Below are 20,218 nucleotides of genomic sequence, written 5' to 3' on the forward strand. Positions count from 1 at the left end.
TCGGCTATGTAAATTGGTGCCGTCACACTGTGCCGGACTTGATGCCCGGTAAGGCGTTGACTTTTCTGGATTGTGCCGTTGTGCCGTCCGAACAATACCTCCGCCACGCTTCTTCGAAATGTTGCCTCAGATAACCCTTTGAGCTTTTGCTGGCGGGGGTACGGTTCGCTGGCCAGATCGACCGCGAACGGATGCCGAAATTGCGAAGCAGTAAAGCCATTTCACCGGCCTTCAATGTGTGCGGCGATTGATCTCCACGAACGCCGCGAAACTCGCTCCAGTCGGCATCATCAAGTTCGATCAATGCTTCAAGCAGCGTCTGGCTGGACATCCGGTCTGTGGTGCCGAATACTTTGCGGATGCCTTCCAGCAGCTGAATGCTGACGTCGGCGTCCTGATACTGTCGCGCAAATTCAGCCAGTGCTTTACGCGCCTCTTCGCCCCATCCAAGATTGTCGGCGATGCTCAGCAACGGTCGCCAGTTATCCGCCAGTCGGTTGTCGATTCCCTCCGGCATTACTGGATCGGAATCGAGCTCCACGTCGTTTCGCCACAGCAGTATTTGCCCATAGGCCGCCTCGAGCGCTGCATCACGGCGACGTGGGTCCATCCGCTTCAACTCCCGCCTGCCGCCGGAACGTTTCATCATAAGTGTGATGCAACGCGAGTTGAGTGTACGTGGCAGGCCGCCGCTGGCGTCGGGCAGCGCCATCAGCAGCGGTGCGAAAGTTGAAAAATACGTCACCTTGTTATGACCGTTACGACGCTCTACGAGAGCGAACTGACCGCCGTGGCGATGCCCAGAATTGAAAAGAGCGTGAAGCCGGTGGTTTCTTTGAATATCGAGGTTGTCGGCCTCATCGATCAGCAGCGTTGGATGCCTACTATCGATCAGGCGAAAGATTGTAGACGGCGTAATCGAGTCGAATTTATCAGCGCGCGCGGCCAGATACATCAAGACGTCGATAAGCTGGGTCTTTCCGCAACCCGCAACAGGACTGCGCAGCGTGAGACGGGGCGTTACCATGAAGTGGCTGAAGACGTGCGTATGAATCGCCCACAGCGCCACTACTGTATATTCTTGCTCGGTTTGAAGTTCGACATATTCCCAGAGAAGAAACCGGAGCAGCCCAAGCAAATCTTTGACGCGCTCGGGCTCGGGTGCACCTGAAGGGCTCAACCAATCCGCCGGCGAGATACCCATCAAGGCGTCGAACAAGTCATTCCAGCTCTTTCGATGACGTTCCAGCAGCTCGACAATGCGTCGACGCGCTTCAGTTCGGCAACCGAGATCAAGATCGCCGAGCGCAGCGATATCGGCGGCGACGTTACCCTGGATGCTGATTACCGCCCCGTTACCGAGTAAGCTGACCAGACCATCCCAAGTCTTGCCGAACGATTGCAGAAGGCTATCAATGCGGCTGCGCGCAGCCTCAGCCTCATGAGCATTGTCGGTTCCGAGCTGTCGGCATAGCTTTTCGAGAAGTTCGCGATTGAACCGCTTTGCGACGGACTTGGTCATGCCGTCACACCGGCACAGTCGCGGGATTTCAGAGAGTTAGAGCCGCCCCTCGGCGGCACACGTGCCGTCACATACGCCATTGGTGATCTCCCGATAGCGAGCGGGCGCGCAAAAGCGATCCGTCGCCGGGTGGTAGTTGTCTGAGAGATCGGGGGACGTCGCCGGAGGTGTTAAAACCTGCGGCCCTGTGTCGGTTCGCCGTTTCGCCTCGATCAACACGAAATCTAGACCGTCGTGTAACGTAACCCAGTCAAGTGTGGTTACGTTACGACCGGGGTCAACGCGTGAATGCGAAAAACACGGGATAATCGACGGCCGGAAACGAAACGCCCCCCTTTTTCGAGGCAGGTGCGTTCGCCCCCCGAGGCGGGGTGCCCTTCCCTGCCCCGGTTTCGCCGGAAACCCGGTCTGGATTCGTTATTTTCTTACCTAGGGGTGGCCAGCTGGACCCCCTCTCAGGAAGCTTCTAAAGCGGTCCTGCGGGATCAGCGCCGGGGCACGGGGTTGCCAGCGTCGCGGGCGGCATATTTGCCAGCGGTCCAGCGCTGTTCGTCGCGCCATGCAGCGAAGTCTTCAGGCGTGCGTGAGTGAGCGAACTTGAGCCAAGCCACCGTGAACTTGGTCTTGGCCTCGTCGAATGTGCCGGCGGTGCCGGTCTTGATCGAGCCGGGCTTTGAGCCGGGATAGAAGCCGGCGCTCCACGTCCACACGTTTTTAGCGTTCGGCATTCCCACCGCCTTGGCGATCCACCCTGCGCAAATATCACCGCACCATATGCGCCAGCAATCCGGCCGGTGCGGATCGCGGCGGCGTCTGAGGTCGTTAAAATCCATTCATCTAGAATAGCGAATTCGGCCCAGTCGAATCAATCGGGCCAACGGCGGCCAAAGCCGTGAATGTCGCCGTGCGCGACCATGAAATCACGCCGGCCACTCGGAAGCCTTAAAATTCTCTTTGCCTGATGTCCGGTAGTTACCCGGTGTAAATGTTGCAGCACGGATACAACGCGAGCGAAGTGGCACCGTATCTTTACGAGGCAAGCGCCCTTTGCACGACTATTGCATTGCAATGTGAAGTCGCTCGCGTGTCCAATCGGTGCATGTGGTGATTGTGATTCGAACACACAGTCAAACACAAACGGAAAAGCCCCGTCGCTGAGAACGACGGGGCCATCCGAATCGAAACGTCCACCCGCTAAGGAAAGACCTTTCTTATGAAACGATGCTCGCCCAAACGCTCGCAGTCAATATCGGATTTAGCCAACACGCCCCCGTCAAAGACCGGGGGTCCGCCGCAGGAAAGCGGTGTCCTGACGAAAATTAGGATCACTGCAAAGAACTGGCTCGGCCGCCTTCGAATCGAAATCACTCACGTTCGAACTAAGGAGGCCAAGCATGGCGAGCTTTTTTAAAAGAGCGATTGAGGTCGGCGGGCACGCTACAACCGTTTGGACGTTCATTCCTGCTGCCGTTCAAACGGCCATTACGGCCGCCCTCTCCGGCGTGACGGCTTACTTTGGATACCACGAACTCGGCATCGCGCGAGCGATTTTTCTCGCTACGGGGGTAATGGCTTTCGGGTTGAGCGTCGTCTTCCTATGGGTGCGCCTTTCTCAAATGCTTGGCATGTACCACCGCCTGTCTCTAGCTTCGATAGGTACGCCTAACGTCTCGTTGGACTCTGAACAGAAACCAACGACGATAACAGGCATCACCTTTCAATGCGTTTTAAGAAATGACAGCCAAGCCGTCATGTTTTATCAGTTGCGAAAGACGAATATTGTTTTAGAGCAGCGCGTACCATCGCAACGCGCAGTAGACGATAACGTCGTTGTCATTTCGCCGTTCGGCGGAACACAAAGTATTAGCTTTGCGACGATCGAAAACATTCCATTCCAAAACCGCAAAGATTTGAGAATATCAGGACAAATCGAAATCGAAATTGCTTATGGCCCAGCCAAGGATGATTTGAAGTTTCTGTTTTTGTATGCCGCAAATGTGCAAGTTGCTTTTGGTAAGAACCCCAGTCAAAAAAATCACTCCGTTGTCGGAGGCACCAGCATTACCAAATACGAGCACACGAAGGCGAAACAATGAGTGGTGCCTTAGCCCACGCCATGCAGTGTGCCCTCGATTCAACCCAGCCCACCAGCTATCATCCTTGCCCGTTTTGGTAGAGAACCTGCTTGCTCCGGAGTCTACCGAAATTCGAAGGGCAAGTGCAGCCGGTCAAATTGGAAATTAATGCACTGCTGGTGATCTTTTTGAAACAGATGATCGTACAACGCTTCTAAGGCTTGCCGCTTGGCGCTGGGCCAGCGTATCCAAAAAAAGTGCATTGGTCTTGCGATCGATATGTTCAAGGCGCTCTGCAATCGCGCCAACTTCCGAGCGTAGCTCCATCAACTGATCGCCGACAATCCGCTTTGCGGTTAGACGAACGGTAGCAACGAACACGCGGTAAATGATGGTTGCAGTCAGAAGGCAAGCGAGGATCGATCGCACTTCTGGAAGTACGATCCAAAGAACCACACCTATAATCGCGACCGCAATCCAACCGGCGATCTCAAGTATTCGATCCATTCCAATACTCCGAAAAAGCGGGACGTTGAAAAATTGGCTTTCATCGCGGGATAGCGCATTACGAACCGCGGGCTTTAAAAACATCTTGGCAAACAGCCGCTTAAAGGCTGGTTCAAACTCAGCCGGGTGTGTAGCCAAAATCGTGGTTCCCGGAGAAGAAACAGCGCGACTGTTGCTGTTTTGCGACAGTCAACCTCCGCGATTGCGAATTAACAACTTCTCGCTTAGCTCATGCCGTGGGCTAATCTAGGACCCGTCTGTATGCGGGATGCTTGCGGTTCTTCACCTTGATCCAGTGATCGCAGCGGCCGATGCGATAGGCGCGCTCCCGGTGCTTTGAGACGAGGCCTTCAAGTCCCATCCTGCACGCGGCGTCGAATAGGTCAGGGCCGATCTCCCCTGCCTCGAAGGGAGCAACGAAGATGCCTTGGCTTCTCCCTCGCAGGAGCTGCATCAGGTTTGTTTTACGCAAGTGAAGCGGTAGCCGTCTCAGGTCGTCGCCTCCGAACGCCAGACAATCAAAGGCGTACAACTGGGCCTGGTGGTCCTCCTGCCGAGAATGCAGGGCATTAAAATCCGATATCCCATCGACCCCGAGAATGACCGCTTCGCCGTCGATGACAAAATTGCTCTGCTTGATCTTCAGTGCGGTCTCGACAATCCGAGGGTATCGCTTAGTCCAGTCGGTCCCGCCTTTTGAATACAAACGCACGGTTTTGCCGTTGCGCACAACGCGCATTCGGTAGCCGTCGTATTTCACCTCGTGAATCCAGTCATCACCGGAAGGCACCGCCTTGCCAGCGGTGGGCAAGCAAAACTCAGTATCTTTCGGCATCTCTCAGGGGCAATGCTAGTTGGGTGCCGACCTTGCGGCCGAGCTGACCTTCAATGAAATCTCTGAGGCCGTCTGATATCTCGCGGTCCTCGGCTGCTATTCGTCGTTCCAGCTCGTGGGCAATGTCCTCGGAGGCGTCCCGCGACCAACCCTCAGACGGATTGAACGCTACAACGCGAAGCACCTGCTCGTATTGGCCGGAAAGAAGGTCGCCAATGATGGTTGGGTAATCCGCGCCCTCATCTGTTTCGCGAAAAGCCGCGCCCCCACGGAAGTCCTCCAGAACCAAATAAAAATCCCGGTCCAATCGATCGTTCGGAATAATTGAAGGCGAACCCATAAACCAACTCCACCTAACCGAGTCCAAAATAGGCGGGGGCTTGACTGAAAGCGAATCATATCGGAGCGCGTGATTCGCATGCCTCGGACAAATTCGGCAACCTCCGAGGACTCGGGTGCGTACGAGTCTTCTAGAGTTGTGCTAATCGCGTTCGAGCCTGATGGGCGTGCTGTAAATCGCCTTGCCCTCATCAGTTTTTACAACGACGTTTTTAAAGCGCGTGTCCCCAACATCGATCGAGATTTGCTTGGCGATCTCGTGGGCCAGATTTTTTGCCGCCCTCTCGGTCGGCAACTCCATCCCGGCCGGATCTCCGAGCGTATATCCGTCCACAATCTCAAAATGAAACCTAGGCATTTTCTCCTCCTCGGGAGGAAAATGCTCCTTTCCACCGGATGTTCCACCGCAGGAACCAACGAGGTTAACGTGCGTTAGACGGCCGTTCTTTTGGGAGAGAGAACCATGGGCAAGGTCATCGAGCTAATCTTGCAGGCGTTCACGAAAAAGGAAAAGCCCGACAGCACCGAGGAAGCACTGCTGGATTTTCTGTCAAAGAAGCCCGGCACCGATGCACGAGCCAAGGCGGTCGAGGAAGTCGAATTTCTAAAGGACCTGCGAACGTAGCGTAGGAACGTGATGCCCCGGCGGGGGTTCTGTTTTGATGACAGAACCTCTTCCTATCCTCGTAGAAAACTCCCTTCAGATCGCTTGGGACTTCCTTGACGCCTCGGGCGAGATTGAAGATCCGCAGCAGACGGCCGAAGTCCTCTTGGGAGCGATCAAGACGCTGCTTCTCAGGGGCGAGAACCGCAGGCTGATGCTCTCGAATCGGGCGATCGACGCCTTTCGGGAGTTCAAGGAAACAGCATGATCGACCGACGTTGCCGTTATTGCCATGGTCTCGGATGGGTGTGCGAGAACCACCCCGAGCTGGCTTGGTCTGACGAATTGGATGGCTGTCAGTGCGGGGCCGGAATGCCCTGTGAATGTCAGGTTGACGTGGGCGACCTGCGGCCCGTCATTCTCGAAATCGTGGAAACGAAGCACTAAAACGACAGCCCCGGCCGAGAGGGGCCTTTGCTTTAAGGGATGCACCCGCCGGGAATGGGTTAGTTGTCAGCGCGTACCGATGCGTTGATGTCGCAGGCAGAAATCGGAAAAATGCTCTGCGTCCAACATCCCCATTGTGTCCGGTTGTCACCCGGCGTGCGCACCCTAGCAACTCAGTCTTCTGAGTTTGGTTGCAAACAACGGGCAAACAGACATTGGGCGGCAGCACGGTTCTGTCCAACCACGAACTTTTCAGCGATGATGTTTCATCGGACTGTCGCCGTAGCCGCGTAACTCGGCATAGCGGTGCATCTGATGGGGACTAAGAACAGCCACCGTCGAAAGATGATACTTGAGGTGTGTCTCGCGAAGTTGGCCTTGCGTCACAGCAACTGCTGTTGTTGATGCCTTTAGGTTTTCCGGCGTGATCGTACGTTCGACGAATTGCTTATCCAGATCGGCCTCCTGTTCGATCAGTTTCGCGCCAAGAGGCAGTGCCTCTGATTTCATTGCGTCGAACATTGCCTTGAGGCTGGCGCGCTGATCTGCAGATAACTCCAGCTTCTCGGCCAATTCTAAGAGGTGGGACGGGCCAGGATAGCCGTTCAACTCTGCCGCCAATGCGAGCCCCATGCCCCGCCCAGCCGCGAGGTCTGCCACCTGCTGTTCCGATAGCGCCTTGATAGATCGATTTTGCATTCCAGCGTAAGGCGTTTGGGCGGCGACAGCGGTCGCAGTGAGGATCAGAGCGGCAGCGATAATGGAGCGTTTCATGGATGGTCTCTTTCCAGAATGATGGCGGCCCGGCGGGGCCGTAAGTACCCACCGGACCTAGCCAAGAGAGGTCGGGACAGCCGAACAGTCACTTGGTTGAATACTAGCTTACCGAAAAATGGGCCGGGAAACATCGGGATTTCTTCAACTCAGAGGTCCGATTTGGGTCAAAAACGGAAGTCGCCGTCGGTTCGGACCACTTCCGGTCTTCCCCTGTAAACGGACGTCGTGAGGGCCAGTGGGCATGTCTCAAAAGGGCCAGAACCAGAAGTTGCGCACCATTTTATATGCACATTTACTACGATTAATTGTGCAGCGGTTCGGGCAAGGTCGGTTCCGCATTCGTGAACGGCGGTTTCGCGAATGGATGTTAACCTGAGGGCATGAAGCCTCAAGCTGAACAAGCCAAGACGGGTGGTAGCGTGCATTCCGAAACGCAACGCATCGTCAATGGCATGCCGTATCGTCCGCGGAAGGTAAGCCTATGGGAAGGTCTGGGCTTTGCCGGTCTTGTTTTGGTGCCCGATTTTCTCCTGCTGCTGGCAGCCATCCCGCTCGCCGTGCGCGGCATTTTGAAATACTTTGACACTAAGGGATGCCTGCCAAATCGACCCGACATTACTGAGTGATCCTCTGACGAGATTTCCGCTTCGGGTCAAAAGGCGACCTTCGGGCGCGGCTGATTTAGGTCTGTTCAACCCCCAACAGCGGACATCGGAAGACTGCCGCAGCACGTCCGAGAAGGGCCAACAGCGGACATGATCACCAATTCAGGCCGGGCGGTTGGAATTACATCATGCGCCGAAGATGAAGCGAGCTCCGACCGCTGCGTGGATTACTTTGTCGGGCATTTCGACCCGCACAAGGTCGTAGAATCGCTCCCCGGCACAATGCCCCGGAATCAGATAATCGGGATTGATCTCCTTGAAGGCTGCGATCACTTGCCGAATGTACTCGTCGGTCAGGGGCGGCACGATGTGGAAGCCGCCAATGACCGCGTGCACTTTCTGGATGCCGGAAGCGGCTTGCGCTTGCTTGATTGTGTTGATCACACCGCGATGACTGCAGGAGGTCAGCACGACGAGACCTTTGCCTTTGACGACGAAGTTCGTTCCAACCTCGTGCTCGAAGTCATCGGGAATGAAGCTGCCGGTGTTCTTTGCCGCCGGAACTTTGTCCGGGAAACACCCGAACCCGTTGACGATCCCGACCTTCTCGCTGCTTGGCCGCAGGGGTTTTTCGAAACCGCCCTGTGCGATCTTGCCGGTGGTGAAGGCATGGTCAGCAACGATGGCAGGCCCTTCAGCCATCATGAGCGAGAGGTCCGCGTCCAAGATTGCCTTTCGGTCAAGCGCCCCATACTGGCCAGCAGCGGTCTGGCGCATGCAAAAGCAATCCTCGCCGCCGACGAAGAACGGCAGACCCTTTTTGAGCCGCCCCTTGTTCACCGAGAGGAAGCCGACCAGCCCACCGAAATGATCGTAATGGCCATGGCTCAGCACCAATGCGTCGAAGCGAGCGGGATCGATTTTGAGCACAGATATGTTGTTGAGGAGCGTTTGCGGCTGATAGCCGAAGTCGACCAAAATATTCCGCACCTCGTTGCCGCGCCGGGACTCCGCATGCATTGATAGTCCCCACTCGGCGACCAGGTCCACGCTCGGTGGTGCGTCTGGGCTCAAATTGCCGCCCGGCCGCCGCTCGATGGTCAGCCCGTCTCGCTTCTCAGTCGGGATCCATTTGATGATCTGGTTATCCGTGACGATCCGCACCGCGACGCTGTCCACTTCCGGCGCCTTGGAGGCCAGCTCCTGTGCCTGTGCGGTTCGTGAGCTGCCGGCCAGAGTGCCGATCAATGCGGTCACGAAACCCGCTCCGCCGGCGCAAAGCAAGCCGCGCCGCGACATCGATAAGGTTCGGGGATTACAGTTGCATGTGCCAATGAACATGACGAAATCCTCCCGCTTGCTCGCGTGGCGGCAGGTCACTTGGGCCAGCGCCGCAAGAACCCGGCCGTGCGCACGGCGAATGCTCAGTGAGACACCGGCACAAAAGGATTGTCGGCTTTATTGAGAGTGCGATGCCCGCCGACGGCATTCCCCGCTGCCCATCCACCTCTAACGGAGACGTCGGCACATCCCGTCTCAAAGAGCAGCTCTAAAGAAGATTATCCGATTTCATGCCCAGCCGAAAGACCGCATATTAGCCGGAGCGCGGCACAAACAATTCGGCCCAAACGAGTGCCCCAATGTCCGAGTCGGGTCAAAAGGCGAAATCGCAGCCGATCTGCGCCACTTCCGTTCTGCCCACGAGAGCGGACATCATCCATAGCACTCCTTCGCTGCCGTGTTGCACGACTAACGAGCGAGCCAAGGCGGGGACGGATTGCGCTTCACGCTCGCGAGGGACGGCAACACCATTGAGGCCTCTTCGTCGTGTCGGCGACACCGGCAGCGATGACGGTTAGGGCCAGAACGATGATTGCGATGACGGTCACCAGTGCGCTCCCAGAGGCGTGTCATCTTCGGCGACCGTAGGCGGCCGCAATGGAATATTGCGATCCGATGTCGGCAACAGCGGTTCGAACTTCCCGTTGATTTTGACATGTGGCGGTCGGGCCAGAGAGACGCCTTCCGCCGCGAGGCTCGCGAATTGTGCGCAAACTTCGTCTGCCGAGAAATCGACGATGTCGAGGGCCGTCGCAACCGCCGTTGTGAAAATCGATTTCAGCCTCGGATCGACAACTAAAGAAGATGCAAGTTTTGCATCTTCTTTATTCAGGCGGGCTTCGAGGACGGAATCGAACGCCTGCAACATGGCGGCCGGTGAAGTTTCAGTGTCGGACATTTGCAGTTTCCTTTTTCTGTGTTGGCTTGTGATCTATGCGGCGCGGTGACGGGGCCAGCGTGTGCCGAGGCCACGACACACGATTGCGCCAGCGCCGTCGCGCTCGATGAAGTCTTGAAGCTTTGGGCCAGCGGCGGCCCAGAGCGTGAAACGATCGACCGCGATCTCAGGCAGCTCGTCTTCCTTGTCACCCATCGGCGATTCAATTCCGACCGTGTGCAGCAAAACCAAATAGGCGGCCAGCTCTCCGATAATTGGTAACGATCGCAGCGTGTCGGCGTCATAGATCGTGGCCAACAGCTCGCGCTGATCGGTGTCGAGACGAACAGGTGAACCCTTGCGCGGGCCGCGCGGTATGACGCAATATTTCTCGATCCATCGCACGTTTTTCTGACTGCGCGTCTTCTTCGGCTTAGGCTGCATCGTCATCGTCGTCGCTCCCTACGTATCGGAATGATTTGTCCCACGGCATCGGCGCGTTATTTTGCGGCGTTTCCCGTCCGATCGTTTTTGGATCAGAGCGCGTGCTCGGGGCCAAGCGCAGCGATGTGGCCAGAGATTTTTGCAGACGTGCCGCCTTTTCGAACACCGGAAACAGTTTTGGCTTGTTCGCTGTCGCTCGCGCCGTCAACGTCGCGGTGACGTAGCTCTGCAAAAGCGGGATGTCGCTGCTTCGGAAATGTTGCGGCGAACAGGCGTTGACGATCTCGTTGAAAACCTTTTTCTCGCGCGGTGTCAGTGTCGAGGGCGCAACGATGCGCGGTGCTTCGCCCCGCACGTTCGGCGTCATGATGTCATTGATTGATCGTCGGCCGGGCTTCAATTGAATCTCCTATGATTTTTACGGACGTGTTTGACGCTAAGTGCAAGCCCCGTTCCGTCGTTTGAAGGGGGTTTTGCTTCGTGACCTCCCCCTCCCTATGGAGAAGGTTGTACCGTCCCGCGAGGCAACTGAGGGCCGGCGGAGCTTCATCGCGGCTTTTCCATTCGCCGCATAAGGTCTTTCTCCATGACGTCGGCGACATCGCGCAACACGCTCGCGCATTTGGCCTTTGTGGTGTCGTCGAGCATCGTTGCCATCGTGCACATCAAATTCGCCAACGACTTGATCACCGACACAGGATTGCGATGCCGACCTATCACTTCGTTTGCGAAGTTTGAAATCAAAACGCCTTCTTCCAGTTGGGCCATGTTGTTTGATCCATCATCGTTTCGGGTTAGGCGTCGAAGGATGACCGGAGCCACAAGGAAACAACTCCGGTCATCCCACGCCACGTTCTTCGAACCGATGACAATGCTGGCGTGCTTGCCCAGTCATCAATTCAACTTCGGCGTCGCTTAGTTTTCGAAGCGGTCGCGATGCTGGCTTTCTCGCCCGGCTCGCGCTTCGATAGTCAGTCTCAGAGATTGAGCAGTCGTTGATCCTCGCGAGCAAGCGCGCCTTCGAGCACCGCGATTTGTTGAAGCAGTTTTCTGTGTCGATCTGCCTCTTCGAACGTGCGGCGCGCGAACAGCGGTTCTAATTCCGCCGCTTCGGCGCGAAGTGCTGCGAGCCTCTCACAGAGTTTGCTGACGCGGTTGAGCCAGCGATCCTGCTCAGCGTCGAGAGCCGCTTTCGCGGCCATGATCTTCGCGCGCTGTGCGGATGAATACAGCGGCTTCTTCAGCGCGGCATGTTGCTGACGCTGCGCCAAGCTTCCATTCACTGGCGGCTTGTCGATCAGTTTCTTGATGGTCGCTTCGCTAATGCCGAGAAGCTTGGCCTCGACACGCAATGCCGCCGGGTTCGCGGGCGTGCTTACGATTGAGCATTCGATCAGCCGCTGTTTTTTATAACGACGGCCACCGCCGGAGAGCGGTTCAAAATCGATCGGCAGAAAACCGACTGAGCAGGCTCGATAGATTCCGGAGAGCACCAGCTTTCGAAGTTCGTCGAGACGCGGGCTTGTGCCGGGTGGTGCGAGTTGCAAGTGGCCAAGCAGTTTGTTGTTTGCGACGTGCACGTTGTGCCACGTGCCAGCGACGAACGAGGCGTCATGGTTTGCCAGCGCAATCGGGTTCGCCGCGAATTCCGTCAGGTCCCAGCCGCTGGCTTCGACAACATCACCGTATCTATCTCGCGTGCCGTCGCTCATGACGAATTGCAGCGGGTCGTCGCCGACCGTTGCGGTACCAGAATTTTTTCGCAGCACGTCCATCGTGTTTTACCTCGGTTACGTCTCGCGCGCGGCGTTGCGCAAAGCTTGCTCAAATTTTGCTTGGTCTGGCCGGTCCAGATACGTCGTCGCGTAAAGCGTGCTCCGCGTGGCTTCCATAATATTGCGCACGCGCTGCTGATCTTCCCGGCTCAAGGTGACCGTAAGTTTTAAGGCACGCGCGAACAGCGCCGTGATTTCGTCAACGCGGTCGAGCACCGCGACATCGTTGCGTCGCTGGCGATACGGCACCACCTCGACGGCGGACGGTTGCACCACGGCGGGCGCAGGGACGGGCGCAGCGGCAGGGCGAGCGATCACTTCGCCTCCTACACTCACTAGCCCGTCAACACCAAGAACTCCAATCATCTGCCGCATCGTCGTCCCTCTCGAATTCGAAGGGACGATAACCCGGACAAAGCGAAACGGATGAAACGCGTTTCGCTATTTCTTGCGCTGCAACACCAGCCGGAGAATTTGCGTGGCCGCGCCTTCGACCTCGGCACGCCAGAGCTTTCGCGGCAGCTCTCTGTCGCGATCCTGCGGCCGGGCTTTCTTGACCAGCCTGATGATCTCGTTGGTTTCGCTGTCCCGTAGCCAGATGCGGAAACAGCGAAGCGGGTCGTCAGCCTCCGCGCGCGCGCGAAGCTTGTGCACGCGTGATGTCGATTTCGTTACGCCCTTGGTGACGATCTCGATTGAGTTCATCACCATCAGCGGCACGCCGATTGTCGGCGCGCGGTTGGCCAGCGGCGCAGCGGTCAAGGCGACAGGTTCAACTTTCAGCTTCTGCCGCTGCAACGTTGCGACGTCAGCCATAGCGGGCGGCTCGCGTTGCTTTGTAGGCGGCGACTTGTTTGCTGCCGAGCACTCGCCGGCGCTCTTCGGCGTCATCAAGCGCCATCGTGGCGTCGCTGACGTCCAATTGAGCTTGCGCCAGATCGCGCCGGATCATCGCCAGCTTGTGCCGTGCCTCCAGCCGCTCGCGCAGCGCGGCCTTGATCTCTGCATCGGCTTGCTCGATCGCGGCTGCAAGATCATTGTCATCAACATCAATCGTCATCGTAGGTGCCCTTTGGGGTTGTCGGTCCGGCTTCGGCCGGGGAAAATCGCGGCCGGACCGGTGCCGCGAACCCCGTTTTGGCCAGCACGACGCCGCTGGGGGTGTAGGGGGGATTAGGGGTGATTTCTCACTCCCGCCTAAAACTAAGAAAGAAATTTTTTATTATTGCAGTTACGGGCGGGAGGGTGAAAACAGCCCTCGTACCCCCGTCACCCCCCTTGGCCATTCGGGGGCTCGCCCTGGCCGATACGGTGCTCATTTCGCGGCGGCTTCCACCCACCAAAGCGAACCGCCCTTCGGGTTGGAGCGCACCATCAACTGCAAGCCGTCAACGAGGCGTCCTTTGTGTTTCTTGCACCAAGCGGAAAGCTTGACGATGTCCGCAGGTCCGCGCCAGCCAGCGACGGCGTCGATAGCGTCGTGCAATTCCGGATGTTCTGGGCCAACGCCCCCCCATTCCTGACTGGCGTCCCTGATCACACGCGCCAGCGTCACGCACTTCGCGCTGCCTTTGCCATAAACGGCTTCCCACGCCTTGAGGACGTCGCGCAGTTGCGTCAGCTTGGGGTCTTCCGCGCGGGCCAGCTCCATCGACGTGACGGGATCAGCGGTGCCCAACCACATCAGCGCCGACCGAACGCAATCGCTCCAACCTTCGAACGAACCGAGAGGCTTGGCTTTCTTCGGGCGTCCGGCGAGATGGTAGGCTCGGCATATCGTCAGGCATGCGGCGATGTAGGCTCCGCGATCAGCCATCACGGCCTTGTAGGGGTTACCCTTGAACTTCCGCAGCTCCGGCCGTTCCAGTTTGGAATCGAGCGTTGAGATCAGAACGCGCCGGGTAAGGTCGCCGACAACGGTCAAGTTGTTGCCCGTCGCGAAGCAGGTCGTGCCGCGCGCTTCGATCCGAGTCAATTCGCTATGTCCAAGCCGTCGAACTTCGACGACGGGGCGTTCGATAATCTGGCAAAGCGCATCGCCACCCAGTTCGCCGTTGACGTTATCGAGGGCGACCAGCGAGCGCGCACACAGCAGTGCCGCGCCAAGCCGCTTTTCGGTTTCCTCTTCGGTGCGGCCAGCGGCGATCACTGCCATCGGAAAACCCATCGCGATTGCCGACACGGTGTCAAAGAGAAACGACTTGCCGGAGCCGGGAGTTGATGCGCGGGCGATATGCATCGGCGTGTTGTTGAACGCGCCGCGCACGATTGGCGTGATCAATCCCGACAGCGCGACAGCTTCCGCGACGGCATCGATGAATGGAAATTCCGCGATCAATGTTCTGAGTTTTGCCAGTGCAGCTTCGGCGTCTTTCTTCGTCGGCTTCTCTGGCATCTCCGGCAGCTCCGGTGGTTCTGACAGCAACAACCGCGTCGCCTTGTCGTAACCCGGCTTGGTCAACAACGAACCGTCGGGGCGCATGGTCGGCGTCGTGATGACGCCAGCGAGCGCTGGAAAACTCCAATGCCCGCCACGTGCCAAGATCGTTTGCGCGATTTCGAGCGGGGGATTGACCGCAACAGTTTCGTTGGAACGGCCGTCGAGGCGCTGCCAGATTGCGACTTGCGTCAGCCGGTCGCGAAGATAATGCGCATCGATCTCCTTAAGTTCGCAAATCTTGGTCGTGCGTCCGTGCGCGGCGTCAACCTCGCTGATGATTGGACGCACCAACGCGCCGCCACGCTGGTAGATCGGCTCGCGTGCCCTCATCAGGGTCTTCTCGCCATGGGTCGCAAGTGTTGAAAGTTCGCCGCCCGCGACGGTGAACACCGGTTTCTCCGGTGGATCGGATTCGAATTCGTGTATTTTCTTCTCGCCCGGCTTGGCTTTCGGTTGTTCGGCGGGAGCCTCATCCTGCATGTTGATGACCGGTGCGGATTTCTTCGGCTTGTTTGCGTCGCGTCGCGTCAAGCGATTGAACTTCTCCCTGATGTTTTTGATTTCTTCTTGTTCGTTCCACGGCGGGGCACCTGCGCCACGGCCGCGTTCATACGCCCGTTTCGCTTCACCGAGAATGACCTGAAGGCACGCCTGCAAGCTCCGGCCTTCAGCGACCATCGCGCCGACAACCTTCGTGATGGTGGCGTCAATGCCGTTGCCGCGCGCGCTCTTGTATTCCATGTCGTCGAGCGCCCCATCGATGTCAAAGCCTCCCGTCCGGTGGCGCAGTTTATAGTAAGCTTCCTGAAACGCATTCAGAGGGGCGGCGTTCGCCTTGGCCTCATCGCGCTTCGTCGGCTTGTACGTTAGCAACGGCTCGGAATTAGTAGACCAGCGGTCAAGCGCGGCGACGTCGTAAGTCTTCCAGCTCGAAAGCTCGTCGATCACTTCAACCGGTTTCCACTCACCGTTTTTGCTGTTGTGCGACCCCGGCAAGCGCGGCACGCGGGCCACTTCAGCAGCGGCAACGTCGCCAGCGAGCACAGCGCAGATACGCCGCATGATGTCTTCGGTTGAAGGGGTCGATTCAGGCGGCAAAGGCTTCGCCAGTCGCCAGTATAGATGCAGACCGTTGCCGCTAAACACTGACGCGGTCGGCTTCAGCTCCAGATTCCTGATGACGGCTTCAATCTTCTTCTGGTTTTCGACAATGCCTTTGAAGTCGAGATCGGTGAACAGCATTCCGATCTGCGCGACATGATCCTTGTCGCGAACCAATCCCGTCATCTCGTTACAGGCGAAGTAGCAAGCGCGGCCGGGCACATCGAATTGAGCAACGAACTTGGCAACACGGGCCGGATCGGTGATGACCCTGTCACGCGGCGGAAACTTCTTCTTCTCTGCACGATCATTCGCGAAGCTGGCCAAAAAGATCGGCGTTCCCGGCTTAAACAGTCGACTAAGGAATTCCGCTCCGGTCATGCCAGTTGCCGGCGTCGGCTTTTTCGTGCTATGCATCGCTTCGATCTTTCTTGCGTCAGAAACCAGAGGGATCAACCCACCATCATCCAAGCCGTGTTGCGAGCGCCCCGGTCTCATTCACCGGGCCGCTTCGCGCCGTCCGCTATTCGGCGGCTTGCATTGCGCCGCGTTTGGTCGGCTTGGCGGTAGTGAGACTGTGCCGCAACCGGTGCAGCATCTCGCCCGCGAGGGATCGATCGTTGCGCTCGGCCTCAATCTTCAACGGCTCATAGACTTCCTTTGGAAATCGCATGCTGAAATAAACAAAGTCATCTTCGGTTTTTGCCTTCGGCATTAGATTTCTCCGGTGAGTGTTGGGCACAAAAAAGAGGGCCGATAAATGATCCGCACCACGCGCCCCAATAGAAAGGCGGTCGTCGGCGAATCACACATCGGCCCCCTATAGGGACACAGCGATTCAAAAACGTTTCGTGTCGGTTTGCCAAGAGGGCAATGGTGTTTAAATCTAGGCGGGTGACCATTTTCATCATGGCCCGCGCCTCCAAGACAGGCTTACGGCTGGCGACGAGGTTACGGCTGGCGATGAGGATATGAGGGCTGCTCATTGCATGCCCTCATGTTGGGGCTGCGATACGATGATGGTGGGCGGTGAGAGGATCGAACTCCCGACCAGATGCGTGTAAAGCACCTGCTCTACCGCTGAGCTAACCGCCCAACCGTTCGCCCACGCTGTTAGCGTTTCATGGGCGGTATCATGGGCGTAAGCTCTTCCACTGTGAGAAAACCCCTTATTTTGTAGGGTTTGCTCGTTGGAGCCAGTCTCGGTGTAAACGAGATGCTCTAACCAGCTGAGCTAGCCGCCCTTGAGCCGCCTGTTTAGCCCTGCGGCCCCCTTTGATGCAAGGGTTGGATACTTCGGGTGGTCTGCCTGTACTAGTCGCCCGGCCGCCCCGGCAAATCCCTGATATCGTTGATCCATGGCGCGGCGGAGCGGCACCAGATCTGCCGCATGGGCTTGAGCTGGTCGCGCTGGAGGATGCTGCCCCAGCGGATGCCCCAATCGTCCGGCCCGCCGTCGCCGCTGGTGAACAGCGGGGAACCACAGTCCTCGCAAAAATGCTGGAAGCGCGTGCGGCCGTTGTCGCCGGTCTTGGCGTAGATCTTCGCCGGCGCGCCCGTCATGCGGACCTGTTGTTCGGAGCAGATCACCGTGACCCGATACGGCGAGCCCGTCAGGTTCTGGCAATCGGTGCAGTGACAGATCGATACTTTCTTCGGATCGATCTCGGCCCGATAGGTCACCCGCCCGCAATGGCATTGCCCGTCGATTTCCATCCCATTCAACTCCGCCTGTCCAATGGAGGTCCGGTACGCACAAACAAAAACGGCGCCCGAGGGCGCCGTTTTACCATTTTCAGTGATGACCGATCGGAATTAGTGGGCCGTCAGCCCACCGGCCGCCTCGTCGCCGCCGTCAGCCTTGACGGGCACCTTGGTGTCCTCTTCCCAGACGATCGGCACCGGTGCGCGGACCAGCGCCCTGGCGGTGACGTCGTCGAGCCGGGCCACCGGGATGATCTCCATGCCGCCCTTGATCGCATCGGAAATCTCCGTGAGATCCTTGGCGTTGTCCTCGGGGATCAGCACCGTCTTGATACCGCCGCGGGCGGCAGCCAACAGCTTCTCCTTCAGGCCGCCGATCGGCAAAACCCTGCCGCGCAGCGTGATCTCGCCGGTCATCGCGACATCGTGGCGAACCGGGATACCGGTCATGACCGAGATGATCGCGGTTGCCATCGCGACACCCGCCGACGGTCCGTCCTTCGGGGTTGCCCCCTCCGGCACGTGGACGTGGATGTCACGCCGGTCGAACAGCGGCGGCTCGATGCCGTAGTTGATCGCCCGCGAGCGGACGTAAGACGCCGCCGCCGAGATCGACTCCTTCATCACGTCGCGCAGATTGCCCGTAACCGTCATCTTGCCCTTGCCGGGCATCATGACGCCTTCGATGGTCAGCAGTTCGCCGCCGACATCGGTCCAGGCAAGGCCCGTGACGATACCGACCTGCGGTTCGCTCTCGATCTCGCCGTAGCGGTACTTCGGCACGCCGAGGAACTCTTCGAGAGTCTTCTCGGTGACCTTGACCGACTTCTTCTTGGAGATCATCAGCTCCTTCACCGCCTTGCGGGCGAGTGTGGAGAGCTCACGCTCCAGGTTACGCACGCCCGCTTCGCGGGTGTAGCGGCGGATCATCAAGAGCAAGGCATCGTCGTCGATCGACCATTCCTTGGAATCGAGGCCATGCTTGGCGATGGCGTTCGGGATCAGATGCTTGCGCGCGATCTCGACCTTCTCGTTCTCGGTGTAGCCGGCGATCCGGATGATCTCCATGCGGTCCATCAGGGGTCCGGGAATATTCAGCGTATTCGCGGTCGTGATGAACATGACGTTCGACAGATCGTAGTCGACCTCCAGATAGTGGTCGTTGAAGGTCGAGTTCTGCTCAGGGTCCAGGACCTCAAGCAGCGCCGACGACGGATCGCCGCGGAAATCGGCGCCCATCTTGTCGATCTCGTCCAGCAGGAACAGCGGATTCGAGCTCTTCGCCTTGCGCATCGACTGGATGATCTTGCCGGGCATCGAGCCGATATAGGTGCGGCGGTGACCGCGGATCTCGGCTTCATCCCGCACGCCGCCGAGCGAGACGCGCACGAATTCGCGGCCCGTCGCCTTTGCGATCGACTTGCCGAGCGAGGTCTTGCCGACGCCGGGAGGCCCGACCAGGCACAGGATCGGTCCGGTCAGCTTGTTGGCGCGCGACTGTACCGCGAGATACTCGACGATGCGGTCCTTGACCTTCTCGAGCCCGTAGTGGTCGTTGTCCAGCACGGCCTGCGCGGCCTCGAGATCCTTCTTGACCTTGGACTTCTTGTTCCACGGGATCGACAGCAGCCAGTCGAGATAATTGCGCACGACGGTTGCTTCCGCGGACATCGGCGACATCTGGCGCAGCTTCTTCAACTCGTGCTGCGCCTTCTCCCGCGCTTCCTTGGAAAGCTTGGTCTTGGCAATCTTCTCTTCCAGATCGGCGAGCTCATCGCGACCTTCGTCGTCGCCGAGCTCCTTCTGGATCGCCTTCATCTGCTCGTTCAGGTAATATTCGCGCTGGGTCTTCTCCATCTGGCGCTTGACGCGCGAGCGGATGCGCTTCTCGACCTGCAAGACCGAGATCTCGCTCTCCATCAGCCCCAGCACCTTCTCCAGGCGCTGCGTGACGGACAACGTCTCCAAGATGCCCTGGCGATCGGCGATCTTGACGGCGAGATGCTGGGCGACCTGATCGCTCAGCTTGGCGAAATCAGTGATCGCCTGAACCACGCCGACGACTTCGGCGGAGATCTTCTTGTTCAGCTTCACATAGCTTTCGAAGTCGGACACGACCGAGCGCGCCAGGGCTTCGGCTTCAACCGAATTGGCGTCGACGTCGGCAAGCGCAATCGCGGTCGCCTCGTAATATTCGCTGCGGTCGGAATATTTCTGCACGCGCGCGCGCTCCAGCCCTTCGACCAGCACCTTCACGGTGCCGTCGGGAAGCTTCAGGAGCTGCAGAACGCTGGCGAGCGTACCGACCTCATAGATCGAATCCGGGCTTGGATCATCGTCGGACGCGTTCTTCTGCGTCGCGAGCAGGATCAGCGCGTCGTTCTTCATCACCTCTTCGAGGGCGCGGATCGACTTCTCGCGGCCGACGAACAGCGGCACGATCATGTGCGGGAAAACGACGATGTCGCGGAGCGGCAGCACCGGATACGAATGGCTTTCGCCGAGAACGATGGTTGGCCGGGTTTTTGGGGTCGTCATGGCCTATTCCTTTTGTTTTGCCCCCTTGCACGCAGTCCGCTTCGCTTGCGCAACCGCCACAAGGTGCCGGGAGTTCCGGGTCACTCGGCCGCCTTCGCTGCCGCCTCTCGCCGGATGATTTTGCGACGAATCTCGAACGTGATTTCCGCCACCGTGAGCATAAGGTGGCTATCGGCTATGGGGGTGTCAAGTCACGGAAAATGACCGCAAATAGCGGGTCAGACGCGCGAAAAACGCTTACGCTACAACGGCTGCCGGGAGCTCCGACAGCCGCGTTATTGAAAGTT

24 protein-coding genes and 1 tRNA gene are annotated in these 20,218 nt (G+C 58.1%); 4 read left to right on the plus strand and 21 right to left on the minus strand.

The features are described from left to right. Positions 1-22: 22 nt before the first annotated feature. Together ACPPVP_RS25560 and ACPPVP_RS25565 are read right to left on the minus strand one after the other, a co-directional pair. On the minus strand, positions 23-1,522 hold the full coding sequence (locus ACPPVP_RS25560) for a DUF3631 domain-containing protein (protein WP_426525624.1): 1,500 nt from the start codon (positions 1,520-1,522) through the stop codon (positions 23-25). A gap of 485 nt (positions 1,523-2,007) precedes the next feature. Then, positions 2,008-2,250, minus strand: coding sequence for a hypothetical protein (locus ACPPVP_RS25565; protein ID WP_426525626.1), 243 nt, complete (start codon positions 2,248-2,250; stop codon positions 2,008-2,010). Positions 2,251-2,916: 666 nt separating this feature from the next. Between ACPPVP_RS25565 and ACPPVP_RS25570 the strand changes: the two genes are divergently transcribed. Beyond that, complete coding sequence (locus ACPPVP_RS25570; protein ID WP_426525628.1) at positions 2,917-3,618, plus strand: hypothetical protein; 702 nt, start codon at positions 2,917-2,919, stop codon at positions 3,616-3,618. Positions 3,619-3,762: 144 nt separating this feature from the next. Here ACPPVP_RS25570 and ACPPVP_RS25575 read toward each other — a convergent pair whose 3' ends face one another. From ACPPVP_RS25575 to ACPPVP_RS25590, 4 genes are all read right to left on the minus strand, one after another. Then, entirely contained in the window at positions 3,763-4,242 is a 480-nt protein-coding gene (locus ACPPVP_RS25575) for a hypothetical protein (protein WP_426525630.1), read from the minus strand. A 103-nt stretch (positions 4,243-4,345) separates the two neighbouring features. Further along, complete coding sequence (locus ACPPVP_RS25580; RefSeq protein WP_426525632.1) at positions 4,346-4,915, minus strand: RNA ligase family protein; 570 nt, start codon at positions 4,913-4,915, stop codon at positions 4,346-4,348. A 7-nt stretch (positions 4,916-4,922) separates the two neighbouring features. Continuing rightward, entirely contained in the window at positions 4,923-5,279 is a 357-nt protein-coding gene (locus tag ACPPVP_RS25585; RefSeq protein ID WP_426525634.1) for a hypothetical protein, read from the minus strand. A 141-nt stretch (positions 5,280-5,420) separates the two neighbouring features. Beyond that, positions 5,421-5,636: a DUF6894 family protein gene (locus ACPPVP_RS25590; RefSeq protein WP_426525636.1), complete on the minus strand. Its 216-nt coding sequence runs from the start codon at positions 5,634-5,636 to the stop codon at positions 5,421-5,423. A gap of 105 nt (positions 5,637-5,741) precedes the next feature. Here ACPPVP_RS25590 and ACPPVP_RS25595 point away from each other — a divergent pair, with 105 nt between their 5' ends. Further along, positions 5,742-5,903: a hypothetical protein gene (locus tag ACPPVP_RS25595; protein ID WP_426525638.1), complete on the plus strand. Its 162-nt coding sequence runs from the start codon at positions 5,742-5,744 to the stop codon at positions 5,901-5,903. A 37-nt stretch (positions 5,904-5,940) separates the two neighbouring features. Next, a complete protein-coding gene (locus tag ACPPVP_RS25600; RefSeq protein ID WP_426525640.1) occupies positions 5,941-6,150 on the plus strand; it encodes a hypothetical protein in 210 nt (69 codons plus the stop codon). Positions 6,151-6,581: 431 nt separating this feature from the next. On the opposite strand, the gene ACPPVP_RS25605 is transcribed toward ACPPVP_RS25600, so the two are convergent. Then, positions 6,582-7,103, minus strand: coding sequence for a Spy/CpxP family protein refolding chaperone (locus ACPPVP_RS25605; protein ID WP_426525642.1), 522 nt, complete (start codon positions 7,101-7,103; stop codon positions 6,582-6,584). Between the two features lie 383 nt (positions 7,104-7,486). On the opposite strand from ACPPVP_RS25605, the gene ACPPVP_RS25610 reads away from it, so the two are divergent. Then, entirely contained in the window at positions 7,487-7,732 is a 246-nt protein-coding gene (locus tag ACPPVP_RS25610; protein WP_426525644.1) for a hypothetical protein, read from the plus strand. Positions 7,733-7,897: 165 nt separating this feature from the next. Here ACPPVP_RS25610 and ACPPVP_RS25615 read toward each other — a convergent pair whose 3' ends face one another. The 14 genes from ACPPVP_RS25615 to lon all read right to left on the minus strand — a co-directional run bounded on the left by ACPPVP_RS25615 (position 7,898) and on the right by lon (position 19,931). Beyond that, complete coding sequence (locus ACPPVP_RS25615) at positions 7,898-8,968, minus strand: MBL fold metallo-hydrolase (RefSeq protein ID WP_426525646.1); 1,071 nt, start codon at positions 8,966-8,968, stop codon at positions 7,898-7,900. A gap of 628 nt (positions 8,969-9,596) precedes the next feature. Further along, positions 9,597-9,950: a hypothetical protein gene (locus ACPPVP_RS25620; protein WP_426525648.1), complete on the minus strand. Its 354-nt coding sequence runs from the start codon at positions 9,948-9,950 to the stop codon at positions 9,597-9,599. Between the two features lie 33 nt (positions 9,951-9,983). Further along, the gene (locus tag ACPPVP_RS25625) at positions 9,984-10,379 is read right to left on the minus strand and encodes a hypothetical protein (RefSeq protein ID WP_426525650.1); all 396 of its coding nucleotides are present in this window, start codon (positions 10,377-10,379) and stop codon (positions 9,984-9,986) included. After that, complete coding sequence (locus ACPPVP_RS25630) at positions 10,363-10,773, minus strand: hypothetical protein (RefSeq protein WP_426525652.1); 411 nt, start codon at positions 10,771-10,773, stop codon at positions 10,363-10,365. The genes ACPPVP_RS25625 and ACPPVP_RS25630 overlap by 17 nt, the downstream gene beginning before the upstream one ends. Before the next feature lie 146 nt (positions 10,774-10,919). Further along, the gene (locus ACPPVP_RS25635; protein WP_426525653.1) at positions 10,920-11,141 is read right to left on the minus strand and encodes a hypothetical protein; all 222 of its coding nucleotides are present in this window, start codon (positions 11,139-11,141) and stop codon (positions 10,920-10,922) included. A 209-nt stretch (positions 11,142-11,350) separates the two neighbouring features. Further along, a complete protein-coding gene (locus ACPPVP_RS25640; protein ID WP_426525655.1) occupies positions 11,351-12,148 on the minus strand; it encodes a hypothetical protein in 798 nt (265 codons plus the stop codon). A gap of 15 nt (positions 12,149-12,163) precedes the next feature. Then, on the minus strand, positions 12,164-12,523 hold the full coding sequence (locus tag ACPPVP_RS25645) for a hypothetical protein (RefSeq protein WP_426525657.1): 360 nt from the start codon (positions 12,521-12,523) through the stop codon (positions 12,164-12,166). Between the two features lie 66 nt (positions 12,524-12,589). Then, entirely contained in the window at positions 12,590-12,964 is a 375-nt protein-coding gene (locus ACPPVP_RS25650) for a hypothetical protein (RefSeq protein WP_426525658.1), read from the minus strand. Beyond that, positions 12,957-13,208, minus strand: a complete 252-nt coding sequence (locus ACPPVP_RS25655; RefSeq protein ID WP_426525660.1) for a hypothetical protein — start codon at positions 13,206-13,208, stop codon at positions 12,957-12,959. Before ACPPVP_RS25655 ends, ACPPVP_RS25650 begins: the two co-directional genes overlap by 8 nt. 255 nt (positions 13,209-13,463) lie before the next feature. Then, on the minus strand, positions 13,464-16,160 hold the full coding sequence (locus ACPPVP_RS25660; protein ID WP_426525662.1) for a hypothetical protein: 2,697 nt from the start codon (positions 16,158-16,160) through the stop codon (positions 13,464-13,466). Positions 16,161-16,212: 52 nt separating this feature from the next. Next, positions 16,213-16,404 carry an Arc family DNA-binding protein gene (locus ACPPVP_RS25665; protein WP_426525664.1) on the minus strand — a complete coding sequence of 64 codons (192 nt, stop codon included), beginning with the start codon at positions 16,402-16,404 and terminating at the stop codon, positions 16,213-16,215. Positions 16,405-16,709: 305 nt separating this feature from the next. After that, positions 16,710-16,784, minus strand: a tRNA-Val gene (locus ACPPVP_RS25670). A 219-nt stretch (positions 16,785-17,003) separates the two neighbouring features. Then, complete coding sequence (locus ACPPVP_RS25675; RefSeq protein WP_426525666.1) at positions 17,004-17,405, minus strand: GFA family protein; 402 nt, start codon at positions 17,403-17,405, stop codon at positions 17,004-17,006. Between the two features lie 99 nt (positions 17,406-17,504). Continuing rightward, entirely contained in the window at positions 17,505-19,931 is a 2,427-nt protein-coding gene (gene lon, locus ACPPVP_RS25680) for an endopeptidase La (protein ID WP_426525668.1), read from the minus strand. Positions 19,932-20,218 lie beyond the last annotated feature (287 nt).

Source organism: Bradyrhizobium sp. McL0615, assembly GCF_049993905.1.
Lineage (GTDB): Bacteria > Pseudomonadota > Alphaproteobacteria > Rhizobiales > Xanthobacteraceae > Bradyrhizobium.